At 53.3% G+C, this 26,147-nt stretch carries 23 protein-coding genes and 1 tRNA gene; 14 read left to right on the plus strand and 10 right to left on the minus strand.

The genetic code is table 11. The features are described from left to right. The first annotated feature begins 599 nt into the window (after positions 1 to 599). From H7848_RS08015 to H7848_RS08025, 3 genes are all read left to right on the plus strand, one after another. The gene (locus H7848_RS08015; RefSeq protein WP_208349868.1) at positions 600 to 1,385 is read left to right on the plus strand and encodes a transporter substrate-binding domain-containing protein; all 786 of its coding nucleotides are present in this window, start codon (positions 600 to 602) and stop codon (positions 1,383 to 1,385) included. Positions 1,386 to 1,415: 30 nt separating this feature from the next. After that, positions 1,416 to 2,207 (plus strand): amino acid ABC transporter permease, encoded by a 792-nt coding sequence (locus tag H7848_RS08020; protein WP_208349869.1) that lies wholly within the window; start codon positions 1,416 to 1,418, stop codon positions 2,205 to 2,207. A gap of 139 nt (positions 2,208 to 2,346) precedes the next feature. Further along, positions 2,347 to 3,069 carry a substrate-binding periplasmic protein gene (locus H7848_RS08025; RefSeq protein WP_208349871.1) on the plus strand — a complete coding sequence of 241 codons (723 nt, stop codon included), beginning with the start codon at positions 2,347 to 2,349 and terminating at the stop codon, positions 3,067 to 3,069. A 62-nt stretch (positions 3,070 to 3,131) separates the two neighbouring features. Here the strand turns inward: H7848_RS08025 and H7848_RS08030 are convergent, their stop codons facing one another. Continuing rightward, positions 3,132 to 3,806 carry a YiaD family glycine zipper/OmpA-like lipoprotein gene (locus tag H7848_RS08030; protein ID WP_208349873.1) on the minus strand — a complete coding sequence of 225 codons (675 nt, stop codon included), beginning with the start codon at positions 3,804 to 3,806 and terminating at the stop codon, positions 3,132 to 3,134. A gap of 175 nt (positions 3,807 to 3,981) precedes the next feature. On the opposite strand from H7848_RS08030, the gene arfB reads away from it, so the two are divergent. Genes arfB through H7848_RS08045 form a run of 3 tightly spaced genes read left to right on the plus strand, consistent with a single transcriptional unit; the run spans position 3,982 to position 6,604 of the window. Further along, on the plus strand, positions 3,982 to 4,401 hold the full coding sequence (gene arfB / locus H7848_RS08035) for an alternative ribosome rescue aminoacyl-tRNA hydrolase ArfB (protein ID WP_208349874.1): 420 nt from the start codon (positions 3,982 to 3,984) through the stop codon (positions 4,399 to 4,401). Continuing rightward, positions 4,398 to 5,666: an aspartate aminotransferase family protein gene (locus H7848_RS08040; protein ID WP_208349877.1), complete on the plus strand. Its 1,269-nt coding sequence runs from the start codon at positions 4,398 to 4,400 to the stop codon at positions 5,664 to 5,666. The genes arfB and H7848_RS08040 overlap by 4 nt, the downstream gene beginning before the upstream one ends. Beyond that, positions 5,663 to 6,604, plus strand: a complete 942-nt coding sequence (locus tag H7848_RS08045; protein WP_208349882.1) for a phosphotransferase enzyme family protein — start codon at positions 5,663 to 5,665, stop codon at positions 6,602 to 6,604. The genes H7848_RS08040 and H7848_RS08045 overlap by 4 nt, the downstream gene beginning before the upstream one ends. 74 nt (positions 6,605 to 6,678) lie before the next feature. Here the strand turns inward: H7848_RS08045 and pncB are convergent, their stop codons facing one another. Together pncB and H7848_RS08055 are read right to left on the minus strand one after the other, a co-directional pair. Continuing rightward, a complete protein-coding gene (pncB, locus tag H7848_RS08050) occupies positions 6,679 to 7,968 on the minus strand; it encodes a nicotinate phosphoribosyltransferase (RefSeq protein ID WP_208349883.1) in 1,290 nt (429 codons plus the stop codon). A gap of 63 nt (positions 7,969 to 8,031) precedes the next feature. Next, positions 8,032 to 8,868: a Bax inhibitor 1 family protein gene (locus tag H7848_RS08055; RefSeq protein WP_208349886.1), complete on the minus strand. Its 837-nt coding sequence runs from the start codon at positions 8,866 to 8,868 to the stop codon at positions 8,032 to 8,034. Positions 8,869 to 9,134: 266 nt separating this feature from the next. On the opposite strand from H7848_RS08055, the gene lon reads away from it, so the two are divergent. From lon to H7848_RS08070, 3 genes are all read left to right on the plus strand, one after another. Beyond that, positions 9,135 to 11,546, plus strand: coding sequence for an endopeptidase La (lon, locus tag H7848_RS08060; RefSeq protein ID WP_208349887.1), 2,412 nt, complete (start codon positions 9,135 to 9,137; stop codon positions 11,544 to 11,546). A 108-nt stretch (positions 11,547 to 11,654) separates the two neighbouring features. After that, positions 11,655 to 12,584, plus strand: a complete 930-nt coding sequence (locus H7848_RS08065; RefSeq protein ID WP_208349888.1) for an alpha/beta hydrolase — start codon at positions 11,655 to 11,657, stop codon at positions 12,582 to 12,584. A 127-nt stretch (positions 12,585 to 12,711) separates the two neighbouring features. Then, positions 12,712 to 13,542, plus strand: a complete 831-nt coding sequence (locus H7848_RS08070; RefSeq protein WP_208349891.1) for a methylated-DNA--[protein]-cysteine S-methyltransferase — start codon at positions 12,712 to 12,714, stop codon at positions 13,540 to 13,542. Positions 13,543 to 13,601: 59 nt separating this feature from the next. Here the strand turns inward: H7848_RS08070 and H7848_RS08075 are convergent, their stop codons facing one another. The 4 genes from H7848_RS08075 to purM form a co-directional block, all read right to left on the minus strand. Continuing rightward, positions 13,602 to 16,745 (minus strand): hypothetical protein, encoded by a 3,144-nt coding sequence (locus H7848_RS08075; RefSeq protein WP_208349894.1) that lies wholly within the window; start codon positions 16,743 to 16,745, stop codon positions 13,602 to 13,604. Positions 16,746 to 16,884: 139 nt separating this feature from the next. Beyond that, on the minus strand, positions 16,885 to 18,048 hold the full coding sequence (rnd, locus tag H7848_RS08080; protein WP_208349896.1) for a ribonuclease D: 1,164 nt from the start codon (positions 18,046 to 18,048) through the stop codon (positions 16,885 to 16,887). A gap of 94 nt (positions 18,049 to 18,142) precedes the next feature. Further along, positions 18,143 to 18,730 (minus strand): phosphoribosylglycinamide formyltransferase, encoded by a 588-nt coding sequence (gene purN / locus H7848_RS08085; RefSeq protein ID WP_208349898.1) that lies wholly within the window; start codon positions 18,728 to 18,730, stop codon positions 18,143 to 18,145. After that, complete coding sequence (purM, locus tag H7848_RS08090) at positions 18,727 to 19,773, minus strand: phosphoribosylformylglycinamidine cyclo-ligase (RefSeq protein WP_208349900.1); 1,047 nt, start codon at positions 19,771 to 19,773, stop codon at positions 18,727 to 18,729. Before purM ends, purN begins: the two co-directional genes overlap by 4 nt. Before the next feature lie 174 nt (positions 19,774 to 19,947). Here purM and H7848_RS08095 point away from each other — a divergent pair. Then, positions 19,948 to 20,024, plus strand: a tRNA-Ile gene (locus H7848_RS08095). A 102-nt stretch (positions 20,025 to 20,126) separates the two neighbouring features. After that, positions 20,127 to 21,335, plus strand: a complete 1,209-nt coding sequence (locus H7848_RS08100) for a 3-deoxy-D-manno-octulosonic acid transferase (protein WP_208349902.1) — start codon at positions 20,127 to 20,129, stop codon at positions 21,333 to 21,335. Here H7848_RS08100 and H7848_RS08105 read toward each other — a convergent pair. Further along, on the minus strand, positions 21,332 to 22,426 hold the full coding sequence (locus H7848_RS08105) for an acetoin utilization protein AcuC (protein WP_237072654.1): 1,095 nt from the start codon (positions 22,424 to 22,426) through the stop codon (positions 21,332 to 21,334). The two genes, H7848_RS08100 and H7848_RS08105, sit on opposite strands and share 4 nt — an antisense overlap. Positions 22,427 to 22,446: 20 nt before the next feature. After that, positions 22,447 to 22,986, minus strand: coding sequence for a glutathione peroxidase (locus H7848_RS08110; protein WP_336512075.1), 540 nt, complete (start codon positions 22,984 to 22,986; stop codon positions 22,447 to 22,449). Between the two features lie 130 nt (positions 22,987 to 23,116). Between H7848_RS08110 and H7848_RS08115 the strand changes: the two genes are divergently transcribed. The 3 genes from H7848_RS08115 to H7848_RS08125 are packed head-to-tail and all read left to right on the plus strand — an operon-like array spanning position 23,117 to position 24,743. Further along, complete coding sequence (locus tag H7848_RS08115) at positions 23,117 to 23,602, plus strand: NUDIX hydrolase (protein WP_208349904.1); 486 nt, start codon at positions 23,117 to 23,119, stop codon at positions 23,600 to 23,602. Between the two features lie 53 nt (positions 23,603 to 23,655). After that, positions 23,656 to 24,090, plus strand: coding sequence for a DUF1178 family protein (locus tag H7848_RS08120; protein WP_208349906.1), 435 nt, complete (start codon positions 23,656 to 23,658; stop codon positions 24,088 to 24,090). After that, positions 24,090 to 24,743, plus strand: coding sequence for an SDR family NAD(P)-dependent oxidoreductase (locus tag H7848_RS08125; protein ID WP_208349913.1), 654 nt, complete (start codon positions 24,090 to 24,092; stop codon positions 24,741 to 24,743). The genes H7848_RS08120 and H7848_RS08125 overlap by 1 nt, the downstream gene beginning before the upstream one ends. A 6-nt stretch (positions 24,744 to 24,749) precedes the next feature. On the opposite strand, the gene cysG is transcribed toward H7848_RS08125, so the two are convergent. Beyond that, positions 24,750 to 26,138 (minus strand): siroheme synthase CysG, encoded by a 1,389-nt coding sequence (gene cysG, locus H7848_RS08130; RefSeq protein WP_208349914.1) that lies wholly within the window; start codon positions 26,136 to 26,138, stop codon positions 24,750 to 24,752. Positions 26,139 to 26,147: the final 9 nt, after the last annotated feature.

Raw genomic sequence — 26,147 nt, forward strand, 5'->3', positions numbered from 1 at the left:
GCCAAGTCACGCTTCATGCGATTGCTGACGGCCCAACCGATCACACGTCGGGAATGCAGATCAAAGAGCACGGCCAAATACAGCCAACCCTCCCGCGTCCAGACATAACTGCCAACACGGCGGTGGCTTCCCAAGCCTGCCAGCCAGAGCGGCCTGCAAAAGGCCAGCCGCTTTTCGCGCCTCGATCAATGCACCGAGGACGGCTTTGTTCGCAGAGCAAATCTGGAACAGAGAGAGGCGATCAAACGAAAAACCATGAATAAACGGCGCTTGCGTCACAAAACTGAAAACGCATAAACTCAATCAAGGACGAGCAAGAGCCTCCGATCAAAAAACGCTCAGCTGTCCCAAATTATCTGACGAAGGACAGGGTCAAAGTTATCTGACGTTCCACAACTTCGCAAATAACGTATGCTGGACTTCACCCTGACCCCATTCATCACGTCAAGTCGTTGCGGGTCCTATTTTAGGGGCTGTAAATCGCCCGTTTTTCGGGCGTTCGTCCACTTTCGCAGCAGCTATTGTAAAAGAGGCTCATCACACGCCTTGAACATCCCATTTGCCGCGCCATAATCCGTCCAAACAAGAGGGAGATATAGATGAAACGGCTTGCCATCCTTATTGCGGCCTTTGTTGCAACCATCGGTTTTGCCTTTGCTGATTTGCCCGATCTGCAAGGTCGCGAAATTGTCGTCGTGACCGAAAACGCCTATCCTCCGTTACAGTTCGTCGATCCGGCTTCAGGCAATGCGATTGGCTGGGAATATGACGCCATGGCCGAGATCGCCGAGCGTCTAAACATGACCATCACCTATGAAAACATAAGCTGGGATGCGATGATCGCGGCCGTCAGTGAAGGTCAGTTTGATCTGGGGATGACCGGTATCACGATCCGTGAAGATCGCGCCGAAATGGTCGATTTTTCAGATGCTTACATGCGGTCCGAGATGGTGATGCTGGTGCGTGGCGATGAAGATCGCTTCACCGACGCCGCCAGTTTTGCCGTCGATGATGACCTGCTGATGGCAGCCCAGCCCGGCACGACGCCCTTCTATGTCGGCGTCTACGACGTGCTGGACGGGGATGAGGCGACCCCCCGTATCAAACTGTTTGAAACCTTTGGCGCAGGCGTTCAGGCACTTCGCACGGGCGATGTCGATCTGGTTCTGACCGACGGCACCGCGGGCGAAGGATACGTCAGTGCCAGCGATGGCGGGCTGAAGATCATTGGTGAAAAACTGGGGACCGAAGATTTCGGGTTCATCTTCCCCAAGGGCTCGGATCTGGTCGAACCGATCAACGCAGCCATTGCCGAAATGAAGGCGGACGGCACCATCGACGCGCTGAACACAAAGTGGTTTCTGGACTATAAAATTGGCGGCTAGACCAGTTCGGCCCCCAACCATGGGGGCCACATGATCCCCACACCTCCTCACGATAAGGATTTCCCCTACTGGCTGATCATAGCCGGTGCCATAGGGTTCTACTTTCTATACCGCATCATCGCGGATGATCTTTATTTTCAGGTCCTTACGACTCTTTCGCGTGGTGTCTGGATCACTATCTTCGTGACGCTTGCGGGCTTTGTCATGGCTTCAGCTCTGGGGCTTTTGCTGGCCATGGCATCCCTGTCGCGCTTCATTGTCCTGCGCCAGATTGCGCGGTTTTATATCGAGATTATCCGCGGCGTTCCGATCATCGTTCTGTTGCTTTATGTGGCCTTCGTATTGGCCCCAGCCCTGGTCGCCGGATGGAACTGGGTCGCTGAAATTGTTGGTTTCGATCCCATCCGCACCCGTGACTTCACCATGCTATGGCGGGCGATTGTGGCGCTGGTCATTGGCTATTCAGCTTTTATCGCGGAAGTCTTTCGCGCAGGCCTTCTGTCAGTCGACCCCGGTCAGATCGAAGCGGCCAAGGCTTTGGGCCTGCGCCCGTGGCATCGCTTTCGCCACATCGTCTTTCCCCAGGCCATCCGCACGATCATGCCGCCCCTAGGAAATGATTTCATCGCGATGATCAAAGATTCCAGCCTGGTTTCCGTCTTGGGTGTGCTGGATGTTACGCAGCTGGGTAAAGTCACTGCAGCAGGTAACTTTCGATATTTTGAGACCTATAACGTCGTGGCGCTGATCTATCTTTTCATGACAGTTACATTGTCGATTCTGCTGCGTAAACTTGAAACACGGCTTCGCGCAAAATATTGAAACGAAGCATATTTTTACGTATGCATCAAATTCAGTTCTAATTGAATATATATTTGTCCAGCTCTTTCTGCAGCGATTCATCTCAGCTTAACTGCCTACACCATATCGTCGCAAACCGATGGAGTTACGGAGCACAGTTATGCGAATTCTCAATATTTCTCTGATGGTACTGACTATTGGTCTTAGTGCCGCAACATGGGCCAAGGCATCGGAACTACGAGCTGTGGCTGCAAACCTGCCGCCTTACGCGATTGAAGATGGCGCTAAGGGTTTTAACCTTGAGCTGTCACGCTTGGCCGCCGAACGTGCGGGATACACGCTTGAAGTCGAGTTTTTACCATGGAAGCGCGCCCAAAAGATGGTGCAAGAGGCAGACGATCTTCTTGCTTTCAATCTGACGCGCACGGAAAAGCGTGAACCACTATATAAGTGGATCACGCCGCTGATCGAATATTCGAACGTTTTTGTGACAACGACAACATCAATTGATACGTTCGAAACTGCAGCAGAGCGTGGCGAAACACTGGCCCGCAGTGGAACACCGCAAGAGCGACGCATTTCGGGATCAGGAATTCCATACCGCGAAATCGGATCACCGGAACAAGCAGTCCGCATGTTAGACGCGGGGCGCGCTTCGGCCTGGTTCACCCACGATCGCCGTGCGGAATGGGTTTGGAAACAAGAAAAGCGCAGTAATCAGCTGGTTCTGGGCGCATCACAGGGTAGCGGGACGATTTATTTGGCTGCAAGCCCGAATTTCCCGGCTGACAAAGCAGATGCGTTGCGGGCTGCCGTCGAAGAACTGCGCGCAGACGGCACATATGACGCGCTGATGGAAAAATACTTTGGCCCAGTCCGATAAAAATGAAACGCCGCCTTGGTATGCAAGGCGGCGTTCACCATTTTTCCGTGAGTGACAGTGATTTACTGACCTGTCGGTTGGATCACAATCTCAACACGGCGGTTTTGCTGACGGCCTTCAGGCGTAAGGTTGCTGGCAACGGGCTGGTCTTCACCGCGACCAATTGACCGCAAACGCCCACCTCTGACACCATTGTTGATCAACACCGATGACACGGCACGCGCGCGACGCTCGGACAGGTCCTGATTATAGCTGGCGCTACCGACGTTATCTGTGTGACCAATGACAATCACATTGCTGTTTGGATAACGGTTCAAACTATCGGCCAGAACACCCAAGTCACGACGCAAGCTGGATCTTACAGCCGTACTGTCAAAATCAAACAGGATGTCTTGCGGCATCGTAACGATCAGTTGTTCGCCGGTATTCACCACGTCGATCGCGCCATTGTTGAAATCCTGTCGCAGTTCGGCCGCCTGCTTGTCAAGCTGACGTCCAATCAATGCGCCACTTCCCGCGCCGACAAGACCGCCAATAACAGCGCCACGACGGCGTTCATCTGCGTCGTCACCGACCGCTACGCCGATACCGGCGCCAACCAGACCACCAATCAGCGCGCCTTGCTTTGTATTCCGGTTCGGGTCATCACTGGCAGACGGTGAAGATGTATCCATACAGGCCCCCAGAAAAATCAGGGATGCCATTGCCGCCAGTGCTAAAGATTTACGTTTTATCATTTTTGCCTCGCTCATATCATCGCAGCGCGTACGCTGTCTTATTCACATATCGCCTATATTGCTTCTGTTATCCAATATCACCAGCTTTCTAAGCGAAGTTTTGCTGCGCTATCGGATAACAAGGTGCCGTCTAAACCGTTGTCTTCCGGCAGACGATACTGTCTATGATGGTGATATGCTACGCATAAATGATAATATCACGTTGCAAGACTGGGAGCTAAGCGAAAGTTTCAGCCGCGCTTCTGGGCCCGGTGGTCAAAATGTCAACAAGGTCGCAACGGCGGTCGAATTGCGGTTTGAAGCGCAGCGAAGCCCGCACCTGCCACCCCCGGTTAAACAGCGCCTGAAGCGCATCGCAGGTCGTCGTTGGACCACCAACGGTGCAGTTGTCATACAGGTCCAGGACACACGAAGTCAGGCCCGCAACCGAGATATCGCACGGGCGCGCTTGACCGAACTTATTCAAAAAGCGCTGATTGCACCGAAACGCCGTATCGCCACACGCCCCACTCTTGGAAGCCAAAAGCGCAGATTGGCACAAAAGACCCGGCGAAGTGAGGTGAAGGTCCTACGCAACAAAGTCACCGACGAATGACCAAAACTCTGACGGAACGCCGCGCCCGGCTGATGGGACCCAATGTCCCAACATTTTACGATGACCCCGTGCACATTGTCCGGGGTGAAGGTGTTTGGCTGTGGGATGCACAAGGGCGTAAATACCTGGATTGCTACAACAACGTGCCCCATGTGGGTCATTGTCACCCCCATGTGGTCGACGCGATTTCCCGACAAGCCGCCAGGCTGAATACGCATACGCGCTATCTGCACGACGGCATTCTAGACTATGCAGATCGGCTGACCGCAAAGTTTAATCACGACTTATCGCAGGTTATTATGGTCTGCACCGGTTCGGAAGCCAATGATATTGCCCTGCGCATGGCACAGGCCATAACTGGCAAGACCGGCATTATTGCGACCGACAACACATACCACGGCAACACAACGGCAACAGCGCAGCTGTCCACGCGACGCCCGCCTATTGGCGGCTATCCTGATCACGTGCGCCTTGTTCCCGCGCCCGATACTATCGGTTCACTTGGTGGAAGTTTGGCAAAACAACCCCAAGTCTTCGCGGAAAATATCGCCCGCGCCATCGGTGAACTTGAGCGTGCGGGGCACGGATTTTCTGGATTTATGCTCTGCCCGACATTCGCGAATGAAGGGTTTCCGGCCTTAAAACCGGGCTTTTTGGAGGAAACAGCCAAGCTGATCCGCGACACGGGCGGTCTCATCTTATGTGATGAGGTACAGCCCGGCTTCGGCCGTACCGGCCAGGGCTGGTGGGGGCACGATTGGCTTGGGTTTGCTCCCGATGTGGTGACACTCGGCAAACCGATGGCCAACGGACACCCCGTTGCTGCCGTTGTGACACGCCCCGATATCATGGCCGCGTTCCGCAACGCTTTTGGGTACTTCAATACGTTTGGCGGCAATCCCGTCAGCGCGGCGGCTGCATTGGCGACATTGGACATCATAGAACAGGAAGGATTGATCAAAAATGCAAAAAAAGTCGGAGCCTATGCATTGGAACGCCTGCGGGAAATCGACCACCCTTTCATCGCGCAGATCCGTGGTCTTGGGTTGTTCTTTGGGATCGAGTTCACACTGCCCGATGGCGCGCCTGCGATTGATTTCACAGCCCGTGTTGTTGAGGGCATGCGCCAAAACGGTGTGCTGCTGAACCGTATTGGTCGGCATATGAACACCCTGAAAATGCGCCCGCCAATGCCTTTTTCCCGCGGTAACGCGGATTTGGCTATTGGCACACTTAAGCAGGTGATAAAGGAAACAGCTCTTTGACCGATTGGACCAAAAGAGCTCAGCAGGCAGCCGCGGCATGGGGCGGTTTAATCGATCAACCGCGCCTTGTTGCACAGCGGGAAAACACCATCTTCGACGTTAGGTTACAGAGTGGAACCCGCGCCGCCCTGCGTTTTCATCGGGCAGGTTATCAGGACGCAGATGCGATCGAAGCTGAACTGCTCTGGACCGAGGCACTGGCAGATCAAGGCTTTCCCTGCCCGCGCCCCATTCGCACAACGTCCGGGCAGCTGACCAACGCACAGGATGTGATCATCAGTGTGGTCGAATGGATTGATGCGCCGATGTTGGCCAAGATCAACGACCCACGCCAACAGATCGAGTGCTTCTTAAAATTGGGCCGCCTGCTGGCCGATCTGCATAATCTAACTGACAGCGGCGCCAATCTTCCCGCAGAGAAACGCCCTGAATTGCAATGTGAGGTAATGACCGGGCCCAATCCACTGTGGGGGCGGTACTGGGAACATCCTATTTTAACATCAGATCAAAGCAACGCCCTCATCACGGCGCGGGACACTGCGCGTGATTGGCTGTCATCGCTTCAAAACGCGGATACGGGTGCAATCCACGCTGATGCGATCGGTGAAAATGTCCTGATAGATGACAATCACCTATGGCTGATTGACTTCGATGATGCCGGACACGGGTACCGCCTTTATGATCTGGGCGTCGCGCTGGTTCAGCACTGGGACGCGTCGCATTTACCCGAACTGATGCAGGCCATTTGCAGCGGCTACGCCCAAAAGCGCGCTGTTAACCTTGCACTACTTCTCGACGCTGTTCCCCGCTTTATGGCATTACGCGCGCTTCAATCCGCAGGCTGGATTATCTCTCGCGCACAGCCAGAGGACCGCCGACACACCTATTACGTAACTCGTGCTCTGCAGTGTGCAGAACGATACATCTTAAAGGATTAACCCCAACCTCATTGTTCCCCAAAATACTCCCGGGGGTGTGGGGCAGGCAGCCCCCACGTTCAGATCATCGAAGTCTATACAATTACTTCTAACGCTTCCTGCTGACCAACACCGAAAACACTCTTGTATCGCTGGATTTCGTCGTCCGGGCCCATGGCTTTGCGCGGGTTGTCACTCAGCTTGACTGTGGGTCTTCCATTCGCGCTAACGGCTTTGCAAACCAATGAAAATGGTGCCAGCGCGTCCCCGGGCACCAACCCGCGAAAATCATTGGTCAAAAGTGTACCCCAACCAAATGACACCCGTACGCGCCCGGCAAAGCGTATGCTTAATTCCTCAATCTTCTCAACATCCAGACCATCGGAAAAGATCACCAGCTTCTGGGTTGGATCTTCACCACGATCCTGCCACCATTTGATGGCAATCTCGGCGCCCTGAACGGGGTCGCCGCTGTCGATGCGGATGCCCGTCCAACCCGCCAGCCAGTCCGGGGCGTGCTGCAGGAAACCTTCGGTGCCATAGGTGTCAGGTAGGATGATGCGCAGATTGCCGTCGTGTTCGTCATGCCAATCCGCCAGAACCCTATAGGGCGCATCGCGCAAGGCGTCATCACTTTCAGCCAAAGCCGAATACACCATCGGCAATTCATGGGCATTGGTCCCGATGGCCTCAATATCCCGCTTCATCGCGATCAGGCAGTTTGAAGTTCCGACAAAACTGTCGCCAAGCCCCTCCATCATTGCCTGCACACACCAGTCCTGCCATAGATAGCCGTGACGCCGACGCGTTCCGAAATCGGCGATGCGCAGGCCGTTTACTTCACGAAGGCGTTCGATTTTACCCCACAGTTTTGTCATGGCCCGCGCATAAAGCACCTGCAACTCAAACTTGCGCAGGTCTTTCAAAACGGCGCGACTGCGTAGCTCCATCAGCACAGCCAAAGCCGGGATTTCCCAAAGCATCACCTCGGGCCAGCTTCCTTCGAATGTCAGCTCATATTGCCCGTCCCGCTTTTCCAGATAATAGGGCGGCAACCTAAGTGCTTCGAACCATTCCATAAAGTCCGAGCGGAACATCTGGCGTTTACCATAGAACGTGTTCCCGCGCAGCCAGGTGCTTTCACCGCGGGCCAGGGACAAGGACCGGATATGATCCAGTTGTTCGCGCAACTCGCCTTCGTCAATCAGATCAGCCAGACGAATGTCTTTCGTGCGATTGATCAGGCTGAATGTGACCTGAGTGTCCGGCTTATTGCGGAAAACAGACTGACACATCAACAGTTTGTAGAAGTCTGTATCGATCAGCGACCGCACGATCGGATCGATTTTCCATTTGTGGTTCCAAACGCGCGTTGCAATGTCCAAAGGCCTACTCCCCCATAGCGGCAACAGCTTTACGCGATTGCATCAGCCGGGCAAAGAGTTGTTTTAATAGGTATTTCTGATGGACCAGTCACTGCTTCCCAGAATATGCGCGCGGAAACTGTCATTGTCGTCACGGAAACTGTCATCCAGCCAGTAATCCAAAACCTCACGCGGGCGCATGGCAGTATGTTGCAGTTGCGTATCCACGCGTGACTTGCCGGATCTTAACTCACTGATCTCAATCTGAAATATCCCTTCGTCAAAGCTACGCGCATCTTCGACCCCGTCACCAACGAAATAGTATCTGCAGGAATTCGGCGGATCCTGATCCAGGAACGTAATCGACATATTTTCAAAACTGTCTTCACCCACCTGAAAGCGTAAATTGACCGTATCGGGATCTTCACGATCCTGATGAAACCCCGCCAGATTGCCCGTCCAATATTCATCGGGCGGGGCCGCACCTGGCACAATGGCTGACCATATCTCTTCGACACTGCGGCGCAATTTATATCGATGCCTGTTGCTGACACTCATGGTGATGCCCAGCCAATCCGACCAGCGCCCGTATAGCAGGACATAGGCAAGCAGTGTGGATAAAACAAAAACCGATCCGCCGATCAAAGTTTCGGACACATACTGATATTGTGACGGGAAAAAGTAATTCACCATCGACTCGGCCAAAAGGCCGATTCCTGTCAGTTCCAACAACCGCCGCCACCGCGGCAGCAGAATAATAAACAGCGAACCGATCAAAAAAACGGCACCAAAGACGATGGCGGCCGTGATCAGTCGTAACGTCAAAGCCTGCGCCTGGGTAAAGGCCAGAACACCTGCCAATGTGACAAGAAACGCAAATAAAATCAGACGACGCCTTTGGCGGAAAATACGTCTTATCATAGCCTTATCAGCCCCCTGATCCGGCTGGTTGGCCTGTTAATGTGGCATACTTTTGACAGCCTGTGGATAATACTGTGTCGCATTTTCATAATTTTCTTTGCACTTGTTGCCTTGTGCACGACACAGGCACCGTTATGCTAGAGGCAAATTCGATGCTGCGCTTGAATCTTAGCGGTCGATACCCCAAGTTACGCATCTTACCGGAGAAGGCCTTTATGTTGCCGCCAAGCGGGACCGGCGCCTTCTTGCAAAATCGAGGAATGAGCATGCAAGAGCCACTCAATCAGTCTTATCCCGTTCTGCCACTGCGCGACATTGTGGTCTTTCCACACATGATTGTGCCGCTGTTTGTCGGCCGCGAAAAATCAGTGCGCGCGCTGGAAGATGTGATGCAGGACGACAAGCAGATACTGTTGTCCAGTCAGATCGATCCAAGCGTTGATGATCCCGAAATTGACGGCATTTACAAAGCCGGTGTTCTGGCAAATGTGCTGCAGCTGCTCAAGCTGCCCGATGGCACTGTGAAGGTGTTGGTCGAAGGCCGTGCGCGTGTCCAAATTACAGAATTTCTGGAAAACGACAGCTTTTTTGAAGCCAGCGCCGAATATATGGAGGAATCCATTGGTGATGAAGCCGCTGTTGAGGCGCTGATCCGTTCTGTCGGCAAAGAATTCGAACGGTATGCAAAGATCAAGAAAAACATCCCTGAAGAGGCCCTGGCCGCAGTTGCCGAAACCAACGAACCTGCCAAACTGGCCGACCTTGTCGCGGGGCACCTAGGGGTGGAAGTCGCCCAAAAACAGGAACTTCTGGAAACACTGTCTGTCTCGGAACGTCTGGAAAAAGTCTATGGCTTGATGCAGGGCGAAATGAGCGTTCTGCAGGTCGAGAAAAAGATCAAGACGCGCGTGAAGTCCCAGATGGAGCGGACACAGCGCGAATACTATCTGAATGAGCAGATGAAAGCCATTCAGAAAGAACTGGGCGATGGCGAAGAAGGCGGCAACGAAGTGGCCGAGCTTGAGGCCCGCATTGCGGATACAAAGCTTAGCAAAGAAGCCCGCGAAAAGGCCGAAGCGGAAATCAAGAAACTGAAAAATATGTCGCCAATGTCGGCCGAGGCGACGGTCGTGCGCAATTATCTTGACTGGATGTTGTCAATTCCTTGGGGTGTCAAAAGTCGCGTGAAAAAGAACCTTGGCAACGCTGAAAAGGTTCTGGATGCCGATCACTATGGCTTGGAAAAGGTCAAGGAACGCATTGTCGAATACCTTGCCGTTCAGCAACGATCCTCCAAGCTGAAAGGCCCGATCTTATGTCTTGTGGGACCGCCCGGCGTTGGTAAAACCTCGCTTGGGAAGTCTGTGGCCAAGGCAACGGGGCGTGAGTTTATCCGGATTTCACTTGGCGGTGTGCGGGACGAAAGCGAAATCCGCGGCCACCGTCGGACCTACATCGGGTCGATGCCTGGCAAGATCATTCAGGCGCTGAAAAAGGCGAAGACAACCAATCCGCTGATCTTGTTGGATGAGATCGATAAGATGGGTCAGGATTTCCGCGGCGACCCGGCTTCGGCAATGCTTGAGGTACTGGACCCAGAACAAAACGGCACGTTTGTCGACCACTATCTTGAGGTCGAATATGACTTGTCGAACGTGATGTTCCTGACCACGGCCAACAGTTATAACATGCCGGGGCCATTGCTGGACCGGATGGAGATCATTTCTTTGGCCGGTTACACCGAGGACGAAAAACGCGAGATCGCCAAGCAGCATTTGATCGAAAAGCAGAAGAAAAATCACGGTCTGCGCAAGGCCGAATTCGAGGTCTCGGACGAGGTACTGCAAGAGATCATCCGCACCTATACCCGCGAGGCGGGCGTGCGAAATCTGGAACGTGAGCTTGCAAAACTGGCCCGGAAAGCCGTGACCAAGATCGTCAAGAAAGAGGTCGATACCGTGAAGGTAACGCCTGATAATCTTGAGGACTACCTGGGCGTCAAGCGCCACCGCTATGGTCTGGCCGAACAGGATGATCAGATCGGTGTTGTAACAGGTCTGGCCTGGACCAGCGTTGGTGGGGATCTGCTATCGATTGAAGCGCTGCGCCTGCCGGGTAAGGGTCGGATGAAAACAACTGGTAAACTTGGCGACGTGATGAAGGAGTCCATTGATGCGGCGTCCAGCTATGTCCGGTCGATTAGTCCGCAGATTGGCATCAAACCACCGCAGTTTGACAAGCTGGATATCCACGTCCACGTCCCAGATGGCGCAACGCCCAAAGACGGCCCTTCGGCTGGCTTGGCGATGGTGACGTCGATTGTTTCGGTGCTGACGCAAATTCCTGTGCGCAAAGACATTGCCATGACCGGCGAGGTTTCCTTGCGTGGAAATGCGATGCCCATAGGCGGTTTGAAAGAAAAATTGTTGGCCGCGCTGCGCGGTGGTATCAAAACGGTGTTGATCCCAGAGGAAAATGAAAAAGACCTGCCGGAGATTCCGGATAATGTGAAAGAAGGTCTTGAGATTATTCCCGTAAGCCACGTCAGCGAAGTTCTAAAACTGGCGCTGGTGTCTGAGCCCGAACCAGTCGAATGGGACGAGGCCGCAGAAGAGGCCGCGGCAGCACAAAAGGCCCTTGAAAAAGGCGGCGGCGGTTCTGGCGCGATTGCGCACTAGAGAGAAATGACACTCTTACAAGGCGCACCAATCACAGGTGTGCCTTGTATCTCCAAGAGTATAATGCGTTGATAGATCGCGTGGTTCGCCAGAATTGAGGCCAAGGCAATGCGATTATTCATTACAATCTGGATTTTCCTGTCTTCAATGGCAGTGGCAGAAACTTTACAGATATCTGGCCCCAACGGTCCGCTGGAAGGGGAAATTATCGTTGCGCCGGATGCACGCCATATCGTGATCATTATCCCGGGTTCTGGCCCAACTGACCGCAACGGTAATGCAATTCATATGGGTCTGCACAGCGATACTTATAAACTTCTTGCGGAAGGTCTGGCAAAAACGGGTATTACCACGTTACGCGTCGATAAACGGGGCTTTTATGGCAGCTCAGCCGCACTAGCTGATCCAAACGACGTAACGATTGATGATTATGCAACAGACCTCCGTAACTGGATTAAGCGCAGCTCTGAGATCGCACCATGTGTTTGGATTGCCGGTCACTCAGAAGGTGGGCTGGTTGCTTTGGTCGCTGCGCAAAGCGCACCGGAGACGCTTTGCGGCATTATACTGCTCGCAACCCCAGGGAGACCTGTCGGTCAATTGCTAACAGAGCAGTTTCGCCGCAATCCGGCAAATCTTTTTCGAATGGCCGAACTCAAGGATATCGTCACCGATATTGAAACAGGTGTTATGCGCGACCCTGAAACAATTTCACCTGCCTTGCGCCCGATGTTTGGGCTTGAGGTTCAGCGATATATGACTGATTTATTCGCATACGATCCGGCTATAGTTGCATCTGATTGGCAAGGCCCAGCTTTGATCATTCACGGGACCAAGGATATTCAGGTTTATAATTCGGACGCCGACAAGCTGCAGAATGCAATGCCTCAGGCTGTTCGCATAGACTTGTCAGGGGCCACACATATGCTGAAAGCTCATGTGCCTGGACAACAGTTAGCGACCTATTTTGAGCCTGAATTACCACTGCATGCAGATCTTGTTCCAGCGATCACAAACTTTATCACAGTTACTGATTAGCTTGATGCAGTCTTGTAGACAGACCGGTATAAAGATCGAGACGCTTCTTGCATAATAGCTTTGGAGCAAGAAACGGGTCGCATAGGCGGACAGGCAGGTTATATTTGTGGGAACAAAGGAAAACCCGATGCTTGAATCTGCCTATCATTATAATGTCATGCGCCGCGCGCTCGATGTGATTGACAGCGACGAGGGTGCAGCGAAATCGCTTGAGCAACTGGCCGACGAAATGCAGATGAGCCCATCACACTTTCAGCGCGTGTTCAGCCAGTGGGTTGGTGTATCTCCGAAAAGGTATCAGCAGTATCTGACACTTGGACATGCAAAATCTTTGCTACGTGATCATTTTACGTTGCTGGAAACCAGCAACATAACGGGACTTTCGGGCAGTAGCCGCTTGCATGACCTTTTCTTGGCCTGGGAAGCGATGAGTCCAGGTGAATATGCCCGCCGCGGCGAGGGTCTGACGATTTATTATGGTTGGTTTGACAGCCCCTTTGGCGAAATGCTCGCTATGGGAACCTCAAAGGGGCTATGTGGAATGGCCTTTGCCTCTGAAACCGGCAAAGACGCAGCGCTGGATGATATGCAATCGCGATGGCCCAATGCCACTTATATTAGCAACCCAGATGCCATTCGTCATTGGGTTGACGCGGCGCTGAAACGCAAGGGACATGCCGATCTGCATCTTTTGGGCGGGCCATTCCAGATCAAAGTATGGGAAGCTTTGCTATCGATCCCCATGGGGCACGTCACAACCTATTCTGAAATCGCCAAGGCCATCGGATCACCGAAAGCTGTGCGTGCAGTAGGGACGGCTGTGGGTCGGAATCCCATAAGCTGGTTAATCCCTTGTCATCGGGCACTCAGAAAATCCGGCGCGTTGGGGGGATATCATTGGGGCCTGCCGGTTAAACGAACAATGTTGGCTTATGAAACCGCCCAGGCCGAGGCCTAGTTATTTTGACCCGGTGCTGAATGGCTGAAAGTAAGTCTATTACTGATGGACGGACACGCTTACCAACCGAAAAGAAAATCATCCGCCGAGATCGATGAAAGGGCGATATCCGATATCGTGATTGTGCCTGTCCCCAGATTGATTTCGACGTTCGCACCAATTTGACGAATGTCCAAGGTATTAAAACTAAGAGAACTGTCGGCTATTCTGATAACATCCATGCCCGGCTGAAAATCCTGGATTTCGTCATTGCCTTGGCTAGGTCCAAAGATGAACTCATCTGCATCAGCTCCACCCAGCAGAAGATCGTCACCAGTTCCGGCCCATAACTGATCCGCGCCATCACCGCCGAAAAGTGTATCGTTTCCTGCGCCACCTCCGATCAGATCGTCGCCTGCACTTCCTTCAATTCGATCGTTCCCCTGGTTACCCCAAACCGTGTCGTTTCCGTTGCCGGCCAAAACTTCATCATCCCCATACCCGGCATCTACGCTGTCATTCCCATACGCGGCATCTATGCTGTCATTCCCGTCACCAGCAAAGACAGTATCGTTATCAGCACCAGCAAAGATCCTGTCATGCCCAGCACCGCCGCCGATCAAATCATTCCCACCGTCCGTTCGAACCAGATCATCCCCGATATTGGCCCAAACGGTGTCATTTCCATTACCTGAAATTATCTGATCAGCGCCGTGTCCCGCATCGATGCTATCATGACCATCGCCGCCAAATATCGTATCATTGCCACCGCCCGCAATAACGCTGTCATTGCCAGCACCGCCACCGATCAAATCATTGCCGGCATCGCCTCTGATCAAGTCATCACCAAAGCCTGCCCAAACTGTATCGTTCCCATTTCCTGCCAAGATAAGGTCGGCGCCATATCCGGCGTCGATACTGTCATGTCCGTCGCCGCCGTAAACAGTGTCAGCACCACCGCCGGCAAAAATGACATCGCGGCCGAACCCGCCGCCAATCAGATCATTCCCTTCATCACCTCTGATGGTATCATCGCCATGATTGGCCCAGATAGTATCGTCGCCCCAACCTGATAGGACAAGATCGGCGCCATATCCGGCATCAATCAAATCAGCTCCACCACCACCATAGATCGTGTCGTTGCCCGCACCGCCATTCAGCTGATCATTCAGGGCGCCACCGCCCATCAAGTCGTTTCCGTCATCACCGTAGATTACGTCCAGACCATCGCCACCCCATAACTGATCATTTCCTTCGCCTCCGATAATGGTGTCATTTCCGAAGAAACCATCAAGCAGGTCATCCCCATCACCACCATCGGCATAGTCATCCCCGTGACCGGTCAGAATTGTGTCATTACCGGCTTGCCCAAACACACGGTCCAGACCTGTGCCACCCATAATGCTATCATGATCCTCTCCGCCCAAAATGGTATCATTGCCATCACCACCCCAAAGCGTGTCCCGCCCCAAATCCCCCTCAATACTGTCATCGCCAACACCTGCAAAAACCTGATCCGCACCAGCGCCCGCCAATATCGTGTCATCACCATCTTCGCCAGCTAGCGCATCATTGCCGATCCCACCGTCGATGCTATCATCACCTGCACCGGCCAAGATTGTGTCATCGCCCTGATAGCCTGCAATGGTATCACCACCCTGCGATCCTATGATGAAATTCGCCGCCTCGGTTCCCAATATCTGGACGCCGCTCGGGGTGGACAAAACCAGCACACGATCAGGATGATCAAAACCAGTACCGAAAAGGTCAAACGCATCCAGCGGCTGGCCGTCATCTGAAAAGACAGTGATAAACGTATCACGAAAGCTGATGCGCGCGCCGCTCAATAGCGGCTCGATCGTCAACTGATAAACACCGCGCAGCATCTCAAATGCAGACATATCAAGCCGATCTATACCAGCTTGAAAGTCGGTGATTGTCGTTTCGTTTTCATTTTGCGCCAGAACAAAACGATCAGATCCAGCTCCGCCCGTCATTGTCACGTCAGAGTCGGACGCAACCAGTATGTCATTCCCTGCACCACCAGACAGCGTGTCATCACCGGAAAATCCGGCGATAATCAAATCGTCCTGGGCCGTTCCGATCAGCTGTTGGCCACCAACCCTTTGATCCAGGATCGTCACACCAAGACCCTGAAGCGGCAAAGCAAGATGGGACATGCCGCCAGCCGTTTCGCTGCCAACAAAAACCTGTAAAGTGTTATCGATGACAGCGGTCTGAATCTGATTGATATCCATCAGACCGTATTGTCCGGTTTCGACCAGCGTCTGCAGGTGGATCAAGCGGCCATCCGGCAACAAGGTGAATAGAGTGAGACCGCCATCACCGCCACCGGCCACAACAAACACGCGATCCCCCGACTGCGAGATGCTAAGCGATTGAATCCCGTCAAATCGCGACATCTGATTGTCGATAATGTGATCAGTGGCTTGCAGATTACCTTGATCATCAAGCAGCATGACACTGATGGAATTACTTTCGGCAGACGATAGAACGGCGAAGACGTGACCAAACGCTTCAACGATTTCAAGATCAGTAGGACCTTGAATGCCAAGTCCGTCATTTGAACCCAATCGGCTGGTTTCTGTCAGCTGCCCGGTCTCAGCGTTGACGCGGTACACGACAACCTCATTTGTTTCCGTCGCCAACAGGAAATTCGTCTGCCCGACCCGTGCGCTTTCAAGCAGTGTCTGGCCGGTAAATACGACCTGAGATACCGGTGCACCTGATTGCGCTGTATGCGTATTCTGTTCTGTATAAAGGCTAAGTTCACCCGTACGGCCATCAACGGTATAAAGGAAAAATCCGCCACCGCTTGCTATGCTAACCGCATCGGCGATGTCAGTTCCCGTTTGATAAAGCTGGATCAAGCTTTGCAGATTTTCGAAGTTTCCGTTTCCATCGATCTGAAAACTGCTTAGTTCGGATGCGCCTTCAGCAGCAACGATCAACTGCTGATTGCCGTTGATTTCGATAACCTGGGAAAAACCGTTATAGCGGCCCGAGACCGAGAAATATTCCCAATCAACGGCCTGAGGTAGATTACCATCCCCCGACAAACGATAACTGGTTACACCACCGACGGGGCCGTTCACCGTCAATAGAAAGCTTTCATCACCGATAGACACAATTTCCGTGTTGCGCAGATCAAAATCCAACGCATCAATACCGGTACCAAGCCGGCCAAGCCAACTAAGATACATTCACACCACCATCTCATTCCCGCAGTCAGTATTGCCAAAAAATGATGTACAGTTGGTTGATAGTGGCGCTTAAATGTTATGTGACTTCATACATTTAGATTTAAATTTTTACCGATGCTGTCTGTCCTGCGCGACAGCTTCAGTCGTCAAGGTCGACAATTATGACCCGACCATCGGTTGCAGCAAGCCCGATTTTACCTTCACAAAGACGCAAGGCATCCTGCCCGAAAACCTCTTTTCGCCAGCCCTTTAAAGCTGAAGTATCGCGGCAACCTGCAGATATCTCATCAAGGTCAGATGTAGACGCGATCAGTTTTTGGGCAACGCCTGCATCTTCGGACTTGGCTTTCAGTAGAACTCGTAACAAATCAGCCAATGCCGGGTTGACCTGCAGTTTGTCACGACTGCGGTCGGCCTGCGGTTGATCTTCGGGCGGGCAGGCCATACCAGCGGTCACAGCGGCCAGAATACCTTCGGCAACTTCACCCCTGCGGGCTTCACGCAACAGCAGACGTGACCGGCCAAGATCGTTCATCGTCGCAGGTTTGGTTGAAGCAAGTTCAAGCAAAGCATCATCTTTAAAGACGCGGTTGCGCGGAATATTTCGGGTTCGTGCATATAGCTCTCGGAATGCCGCCAATTCACGAACCAGCGCCAGAAACCGACCTGACTGTGTCCTAGTCTTGACCCTGCGCCAGGCTTCCTGAGGCTCAACAACATATGTTTCAGGCGTCAGCAGAACCTGCAGTTCTTCCTGAACCCATTTAGTGCGCTTTGTTTTTTCCAGTTCAGCTGACAGATATTCATAAATCTGCCGCAGATGCGTGACATCAGCCAAGGCATATTTCTTCTGCGCCTCGGTCAGGGGGCGGCGCGACCAATCGGTAAATCTGGACGTCTTATCAAGGGATTTCTTGGTGATCTTGCGGACAAGCGTTTCATAGCCCACCTGATCGCCAAACCCGCAGACCATCGCGGCAACTTGCGTGTCAAACAACGGATCAGGAAAAACCCCGGCCTCATTGAAGAAAATTTCCAGATCCTGGCGGGCTGCGTGAAACACCTTGACGATGGATGTGTTTCCAAACAGCTCATAGAGCGGGGCAAGCGATAGATCTTTCGACAGTGGATCAACCAGAACAGCATCATCGTCCCCGTCCCCCGGGACGGCAAGCTGTACCAAACAGAGTTTGGAATAGTAGGTCCGTTCACGCAGAAATTCGGTATCTACTGTAATATAATCGTATTTCCTGGCCTTTTTGCAGAACGCGGCCAGACCGTCCGTAGTTGTCAGTGTTTTCATTGGGGCCGTTCTTTTTGGTTTTCATCGCAACCCGTGCCTGAAAAGTCTTAATAAAACGCGGGGCAAAAGAAAAGTCTTGTGATCCCACCGGATACTACAACAGTACAAGCGTCCGATCTTGTGCTGAAAAACGGCGCAGAACCGTAGGGTACAAACGATGTTCCTGGACCAAAACGCGGGCGGCAAGGTCTTGCTCAGTATCATTGGGAAGGATCGGAACCCGCGCTTGCCCAAGAATTGGGCCGTCATCCAGTTCGGCGGTCACTTCATGAACAGTGCAGCCATGTTCAGTATCGGCTGAAGCCAGGGCACGGGCATGGGTGTTCAATCCGCGATACTTCGGCAGAAGCGACGGATGGATATTCAGCATCCGCCCCTGCCACTGACGCACGAAATCTGCCGTCAGAATCCGCATAAAGCCCGCAAGACAGATGATATCGGGCTTTGCCTCAAGCAGATGATCCTGCAGAGCTTTCTCAAAAGCGGCACGATCCTTGCCAAAGGGGCGATGATCAACGCCCACCGCTGGAATGCCAAAAGATCTTGCCTTGTCAAGACCTGCAGCGTCGGGATCGTTCGACAACACCAAAACCGGTCGCGCGGGGTGGTCACCGGTCATGCTTTCAACCAGCTTGACCATATTCGACCCGCTGCCTGAAATCAGGATGGCAACACGTTTCAAATCAGCGAACCTGTCGTGACGACACCGTCGCCCGCCTGCACCTGGCCCAGGATCGTTACTATTTCACCGGCATCCTGCAGCATCTGCGCGTGTTTGTGGTGCTGATGTTCATCGACAATCACCACCATACCGATGCCTGCGTTGAATGTCTTTAGAAGCTCGGCCTGATCCAATCCACCAGCCTTGACCAACCACTGAAAAACAGGCGGCAGGTCCCACGAGGACAAGTCAATCGAAGCGCTCAGACCATCCGGCAGAACACGGGGCAGATTTTCGGTCAATCCACCGCCTGTAATATGGGCCAAGGCCTTGACGCCACCGGCACGGATCGCGGCCAGAGCAGGTTTGACATAAAGCCTGGTGGGCGTCAGCAGCGCGGCACCCAGCTCCATATCGGCAAAGGGTGCCTTGTCATGCCAGCCAAGGCCCGAGATTTCGACGATTTTCCGCACCAGTGAATAACCGTTCGAATGCACACCATCCGATGCAAGTCCAAGAATGATATCCCCCTCTTCGACATTGGCGGGCAGCTCGGTGTCACGCTCCATCGCACCCACGGCAAAGCCAGCCAGATCGAAATCACCTTCGGAATACATGCCAGGCATTTCGGCTGTCTCGCCGCCGATCAGCGCGCACCCCGCGTGCAGGCAGCCTTCGGCAATGCTTTCAATCACGCGCGCCGCCTGATCCTGATCCAGCTTACCTGTCGCCAGATAATCAAGAAAGAACAGCGGCTCGGCGCCCTGACAGACCAGATCGTTGACACACATCGCGACCAGATCGATCCCGATGGTTTCAACCTCGTTCGTCTCGATAGCAATGCGCAGCTTAGTTCCAACCCCGTCGGTCGCCGCCACCAGAACGGGGTCCGTGTAACCCGCGGCCTTGAGGTCGAACAAAGCGCCAAATCCGCCAAGACTCGTCATGACACCCGGCCTGTTGGTGCGTTGCGCGGCAGGCTTGATCCGTTCCACCAATGCGTTGCCTGCATCGATATCCACGCCAGCATCTGCGTAGCTTAGTCCATTTTTATCGGCAGTCATGGCTTCCCCCTTGGCATCGTGAAATTGTGCTAACAGGGCGTCTGATCGTTGTCCATCTGGTTCAAACCATTGTCGCCCGCCCCATAATAATACTTGCTGTGAAGTCTGTTTGTGATAAATCGCAAAACTTGCCGCTTGACGCAGATCATTTGTCTGCTAGGCAAAAAACACTGGGGGCCTGTAGCTCAGTTGGTTAGAGCAGTCCGCTCATAACGGATTGGTCGCAGGTTCAAGTCCTGCCGGGCCTACCAGTTTTCAGATGACGAACACACGGAACCGGGACGGGGGCAATTGATAAATGACGTTGCTTGTGTGAGTTATGCCTAGATAAGGCACGGCACTGGAACCCCTTGATGATACTCTATCGGCTTTTGATTTCGGTTGTCACGCCGGTTTTGCTTTTACGACTTGGCGATATGTGTGCCCGCCTTGGTTTTCAGAAAGCCAAAGACACTTTTCCCCGGCTTTGGATACATGCGGCCAGTAATGGCGAACTGGCATCGGTCCGGTTTTTGATCAAGCATTTGGTGGAACATGATGAAACACTTCGTATTCTGATTACGACGAACACACAGACCGCCCGTGCGATGGCGAATAGATGGATGTTGCCGCGGGTCAGCTGTATTTTATCCCCTATTGACCTGCGCAACTGCACACGGCGTATTCTTCGCAATTGGCATGTGACGGGGTTGATCGTTGTCGAAAATGAACTCTGGCCTAATCGCCTGACGGTTTGCCATGCAGAAGATATCCCAGTCGGCTATATTGGTGCCCGCTTGTCTGAAAAAAGCGCCAAAACCTGGGGTAAATTTCCGCAGCTGATAAAAAACACGCTGCACTGCATTACCTGGGCCAGTGCACAGGATGAATTATCAAAAGACCGGCTGACCAAGCTGGGGTTGGCAAAGGACAAATGGCTGCCAACTATAGATCTGAAATCCTTCTTTGAGCCGGCAGATCAGCCTGTGCCAGTCGCGGTGGCGCAGCTTTACGATCGGCACAGCACCATACTGGCAGCCTCGACCCATGATGGCGAAGATGATCTGGTCTTGCAGGCCTTTAAGCAGGCGCGAGACTACCATCCCGGTCTGCATCTGATCCTTGCACCGCGGCACCCCAAAAGACGGGACCAGATCACGGCACTGCTGCATCAGCATGACCTAACCTATGTTCAACATTCAACCGGCGCACGGCGCGATGCAACGACTGCAGTTACCCTGGCGGATACCATGGGCGAGATGGATGTATGGTACCAACTGGCTAGCATCTGTTTTGTCGGGGGATCGCTGGTCGATAAGGGGGGGCATACCCCCTATGAGCCGCTAAGCTATGGATCAGCCGTTATCCACGGCCCCAGCACAGCCAACTTCGCGCGAATATATCAGCTGCTGGATCAGCAGAATGGCGCGATCTGCGTTGGATCGGCCGATCAGCTGGCATCGGCGATTGCTCAACTGCTGGACCCCTCCAAGCGTGAAGAAATCGTTGCAAATGCAGAAAAGCATATTGCCTCGTCTGCCGATTTGAAACACCTGATCGATGCCATAACGGATATGCTCTAGCGATTAAGCAGCATGTCGATGCGCTGACGGACGATATCGCGAACCGGGCCACTGCGCGGTCGATCTTCCAGGGTTGTATACCAGTGCTCGGGCCTATCGCCGGCGCGGCGATTGCCAGTCCATTGCAGATTACGCAAGACGCTTTCGGCCTGATCAGGCAGGCGCGTCGGGACGGGGATTTGGTTCAGAACCGCCCAGACGCCCGTCCAAAGACGGCCCACAGACCACGGATTGTAGCCACCACCGCCAAGCACAAGATACCTGCGGCTGAGCGGACGGAGTGCCGCGACAACGTTCCAATGCGCCTGATTTGACAACGACAGGTTAGACAGCGGATCATCTTCGACGGCATCTGCGCCACACTGCAGTACAATTGCGTCAGGCCCGAAACCCTGGGTCAAAGGCAGGATCAACCGGTCCAATATCATCTGCATTTCAGTATCATTCAGCCCCCGCGGAACCGGCAGATTGAAAACATTCCCAACACCGCAGTCAGAAATTGCCCCGGTTTTGGGCCAGCGCCCTTGTTCATGGACTGAAATCATCAGAACATCGGGATCATTTTGAAAAGCCAGCTCAACCCCGTCGGGGTGGTGGGCATCAATATCGATATAAGCAATCTTGCCGGCACCGTTTCGCCGCAGCGACAAGATCGCCAGAACCGGGTCGTTCAAGTAACAAAACCCATTCGCACGCGCTGGCAAGCCGTGATGCGTGCCACCGGCGGGCGAATAGACCACACCACCGTAGCGCAGCAGTTCACCCGCCAACAGTGACGCACCCGCAGCTGTAGCTGGTCTGCGATACATTTCGGGAAAGACAGGATTTGATGGTGTGCCCAATCCGAAGTGTTGCCGCGTATGATCATCAACGTCACCATCACGTTCAGCCTGTTGCAAGGCGCTAATATAGTCCGGCTGATGCCAGATATGCAGCGCCTTGGGCTTGGCCATCGGACTGATGACATATTGATTTCGCGGCAGCCAACCCAAAGCGCGGCTTAAATCAATAACAGTCGAAACACGTGGAATACGCAAAGGATGCCAGGCGCCGTAAGTCGATGTGCGATAGATTTCAGATCCAATAAACAAGGGCTTGTCAAAAGCATTCACTATGGCAACAGCGGCTCGATCCGGGTCGTTATGTTTGACGACATGGGGCGCACCGGACTGCGCCAGGTATCGACCATATCACCATCTGGCCCGATCAGAACCTTGTTGAAGTTCCAGTTTGGAACAAAGCCATGCTCTGAACGAAGCCATTGGTAAAAGGGATGGGCATCTGCGCCAAGCACTGGCGTGATCTCGCTCATGGGGAGGTCAAGATCGAAATTAACGTCGCAGAAGTCTTTTACATCCTCTTCGCTGCCGAGCTCTTGTCTGAAATCATTCGATGGTATGGCCAAGACAACAAGACCTTGATCACGATACTGATCATAAAGCGTCTGCAGACCATCGAACTGCCCGACAAAACCGCACAAAGATGCAGTATTGACGACTAATATAGGCCGTCCGGACCATTCGCGAAACGAAAGCTGGCCTCCATCGATTGAGCTGAATTTAAAATCCGATCTGGCAAAGGCTGGTGCAGTCAGGACCGCAACCGACAGAAGCACCCCCAAACCAAGCCAGAACGACGACCAAAACCGCACAACGATCACATTTTCAGCCCTTTGAAACCATCAAAGCGCCGGTTTTTGTTATTATGCTGGAAAAATTAGGTTTTTCAGCGTATCACTAACACCCGGCAAGACGAAAGAGTAGATAGAGCAGAGTCCAGGAATGGCCATCACTTTGTTAAAGTATGCACCGGCACCGGTTAACCTGTCGGGTGCTGATAAATATGCCGTACGAACCCAGTTCGCGACGCTCTGCTATCGGTTAAACAATGGAAAGCCGCAAATTCTGCTTGTGACCAGCCGCCGGACAAAACGCTGGATCATCCCCAAAGGATGGCCGATGGACGGCAAGACACCCGCCGATGCAGCCGCTATCGAAGCTTATGAAGAAGCCGGTGCAAAAGGCCGGGTGTACGACATCTGTCTGGGCGTTTATTCCTATGCCAAAACGCTTGAGTACGGTGACAATCTTCCAATCCTTGCAATGGTTTACCCTATGAAGGTCAAACAGATGCTAAAGGATTTCCCCGAGGCCGGGCAGCGCCAGCGAAAATGGTTTGGATTGAAAAAGGCAGCGTCGAGAATATCCGAACCCGAACTCAGACAGATTATTCTTGCGTTTGATCCGAAATCATTAAGACACCGTTGATATATGGATGCATCATTCCTATTGTCTGATGTCACCTTGGAAATGAGTTCTGAATGATACGGTATGCTTTGAAATGTGATCATGGCCACAGTTTTGTAAGCTGGTTTCAGTCTGCCACGGCGTTTGACACTTTGAAATCGGCGGGCCATCTGGCGTGTGCCATTTGCGGGTCGGATAAGGTCGAAAAAACGCTGATGGCACCGCGCATTGGGGCCGCTTCCGAAAAAACGGAAACGAAGGTCGAGGCGCCTCTTTCTGAACCCGCGTCACCGACCGAGCAGGCTGTGACAGAACTGCGCAAGCATCTTGAGACGAATTCTGAATACGTCGGCATGAACTTCGCGGCCGAGGCGCGCAAGATGCATGAGGGCGACAGCCAGGTCAGGTCTATACACGGCGAAGCAAAACCGGATGAGGCCAAGAAGCTTTTGGAAGACGGCATTCCGGTCGCCCCATTGCCCTTTATTCCAACGCGAAAGACAAACTGATGACAGTATTGATCACCGGGGCCAATCGCGGCATCGGACTGGCGCTATTCAATGCCTACAAAGATCGCGGTGAAGCCGTTCACGGAACGTCACGCGCACCCGTGACCGAAGAAAACTGGCATCAGCTTGAGGTGACCGATCCCGCTTCGCACGCCAAAATGTGCAAAGAGCTGGATTGCCAACCGATTGATCTATTGATCTGCAACGCGGGCGTTTACCTGGATCAGTCCGAAAATCTTGCAGATGGATATCCACCGCAGATGTGGGCCGATACTTTCGCGGTGAATGTGACCGGTGTTTTTCTGACAATACAGACCCTTCTGCCCAATCTGCAAATGGCATCCGGCGCTAAAATCGCGATCATCTCCAGCCAAATGGCGTCGCACACGCGCGCGCCGGGTGGCAGCTATATTTATCGGTCATCCAAGGCCGCTGTTCTGAACCTTGGGCGTAATCTGGCAACGGATATGAAACACATCGGAATCGCGGTTGGCATTTACCATCCCGGATGGGTGCGGACCGACATGGGCGGCGATCAAGCCGAGCTTGGCGTTACAGAAGCTGCCGCCGGTCTGGTTGAACGGTTTGCGCATCTTAGCCTTGAAACGACTGGCATTTTCGAAACATGGGATGGTCACGCCCACGCTTATTAAGTTGTGTCAGGCGACTACCAATCTGGGGTGTGTGGCCTCTTTAACCTTTTTAGGGCGCTTCAGAAAGATAATCGCAGGGTTTCTAAGGCCATTTTCGGATATGGACTTGGTCAAACTACGCGGGCTGCACGCAATGCGTTTTTCGTCTTGCGTTCCGGCATCACTGACCACATCGATACTGATCTCGTGCGAAAATCCCGTGGCCAGAAGGGCGGCCTCAATCCGCGGGGCCGCAGCAAGTCCCATATAAATCGCCGTGCGCGTGCCAGGCAAAAGGTTTTGAGTCAAATTTGGCAGATCATCGCCCGCTCGACAAGACGCTGTGGTCAGGATTAGTGTATCGGTCTGCCCCCGTTCGGTCAGAAAATCACCTGATGTCGCGGCTGCAACACTGGCCGCCGTGACACCAGGTACAATTTCATAGTCAATACCGGCTGCGGTCAAAGCGTCAGCCTCCTCAGCGCCGCGGGCAAATACACCAGGGTCGCCGCACTTTAGCCGGACAACCCGCTTGCCTTGCTTGGCCGCCGCAACGATGACGCCATTTATCCGATCCTGCGGCCAACTGCGATCACCGGGCGCTTTACCGACATAAACACGTTCTGCATCACGTCGCACCAGCTCTAGGATGCCGGGATCAATCAGTCGGTCGTAAAAGATGATATCGGCTTCCTGCAAACGATTAACGCCACGCAGGGTGATCAGATCAGCGCTGCCAGCCCCTGCCCCGACCAGTGAAACCTGTGGCAAGTTTTCGTCACCGAATTTTCCGGTGGTGATTGCAATTTTGACCATATCGGCTGCCTGCCGTTCAGAACCACGGGCATGGACGATACGCGGTGCGCCGCTAAAAACCCACCGCCAAAGATCGCGGCGATCGCGGGAGCCCAGACGTGCCGCCGCGCTATCACGCAGCCGCCCTGCAAGGGCCGCCAAATCGCCAAGACGCGGCTCAAGCATCTGTTCGACGCGGGTCTTGATCTGACGCGCTAGAACAGGCGCCGTCCCTTCGGTTCCGATCGCAACGACAACCGGGTCGCGATCCACGATCGATGGCGTGATCGCATCACAAAGATCGGGCTGATCGACGACGTTGACCAAGGCACCTCCCGCCTTGGCCAGATCGGCATGGGCGGCATCAGCGCCGGGGCAGCCAGATCCGATAAAAACCAGCGCGGCCCCTACAAAGATTTCTTTAGTGATGGGTTTGTCATCATGCAAAATACGGCCCGCATTTGCCAAAGCCTGCAGTTCGTCATCCAAACCGGTCGCCACCACAGTTATCTGTGCTTCGGTCTTTAGCGCCAGGCGGCATTTCTGTGCAGCCTGTTCACCACCGCCAACAATCACAATACGACGGCCTGTCATTCGTAAAAACATGGGAAAGGTCTTCATCGCGTTTCT

The sequence above is a fragment of the Pseudaestuariivita rosea genome (genome assembly GCF_017592335.1).
GTDB classification, from domain to species: Bacteria; Pseudomonadota; Alphaproteobacteria; order Rhodobacterales; family Rhodobacteraceae; genus Parasulfitobacter; species Parasulfitobacter rosea.

Bases quoted from the DNA above. Each gene is read 5' to 3' on its own strand.
- H7848_RS08125 (WP_208349913.1), top strand. From the start codon at position 24,090: ATGACAGTATTGATCACCGGGGCCAATCGCGGCATCGGACTGGCGCTA.
- H7848_RS08065 (WP_208349888.1), top strand. From the start codon at position 11,655: ATGCGATTATTCATTACAATCTGGATTTTCCTGTCTTCAATGGCAGTG.
- H7848_RS08020 (WP_208349869.1), top strand. From the start codon at position 1,416: ATGATCCCCACACCTCCTCACGATAAGGATTTCCCCTACTGGCTGATC.
- H7848_RS08100 (WP_208349902.1), top strand. From the start codon at position 20,127: ATGATACTCTATCGGCTTTTGATTTCGGTTGTCACGCCGGTTTTGCTT.
- H7848_RS08115 (WP_208349904.1), top strand. From the start codon at position 23,117: ATGGCCATCACTTTGTTAAAGTATGCACCGGCACCGGTTAACCTGTCG.
- H7848_RS08055 (WP_208349886.1), bottom strand. From the start codon at position 8,868: ATGATAAGACGTATTTTCCGCCAAAGGCGTCGTCTGATTTTATTTGCG.
- purM (WP_208349900.1), bottom strand. From the start codon at position 19,773: ATGACTGCCGATAAAAATGGACTAAGCTACGCAGATGCTGGCGTGGAT.
- H7848_RS08030 (WP_208349873.1), bottom strand. From the start codon at position 3,806: ATGATAAAACGTAAATCTTTAGCACTGGCGGCAATGGCATCCCTGATT.
- H7848_RS08120 (WP_208349906.1), top strand. From the start codon at position 23,656: ATGATACGGTATGCTTTGAAATGTGATCATGGCCACAGTTTTGTAAGC.
- H7848_RS08070 (WP_208349891.1), top strand. From the start codon at position 12,712: ATGCTTGAATCTGCCTATCATTATAATGTCATGCGCCGCGCGCTCGAT.
- H7848_RS08025 (WP_208349871.1), top strand. From the start codon at position 2,347: ATGCGAATTCTCAATATTTCTCTGATGGTACTGACTATTGGTCTTAGT.
- lon (WP_208349887.1), top strand. From the start codon at position 9,135: ATGCAAGAGCCACTCAATCAGTCTTATCCCGTTCTGCCACTGCGCGAC.
- cysG (WP_208349914.1), bottom strand. From the start codon at position 26,138: ATGAAGACCTTTCCCATGTTTTTACGAATGACAGGCCGTCGTATTGTG.
- H7848_RS08015 (WP_208349868.1), top strand. From the start codon at position 600: ATGAAACGGCTTGCCATCCTTATTGCGGCCTTTGTTGCAACCATCGGT.
- rnd (WP_208349896.1), bottom strand. From the start codon at position 18,048: ATGAAAACACTGACAACTACGGACGGTCTGGCCGCGTTCTGCAAAAAG.
- H7848_RS08040 (WP_208349877.1), top strand. From the start codon at position 4,398: ATGACCAAAACTCTGACGGAACGCCGCGCCCGGCTGATGGGACCCAAT.
- arfB (WP_208349874.1), top strand. From the start codon at position 3,982: ATGCTACGCATAAATGATAATATCACGTTGCAAGACTGGGAGCTAAGC.
- H7848_RS08075 (WP_208349894.1), bottom strand. From the start codon at position 16,745: ATGTATCTTAGTTGGCTTGGCCGGCTTGGTACCGGTATTGATGCGTTG.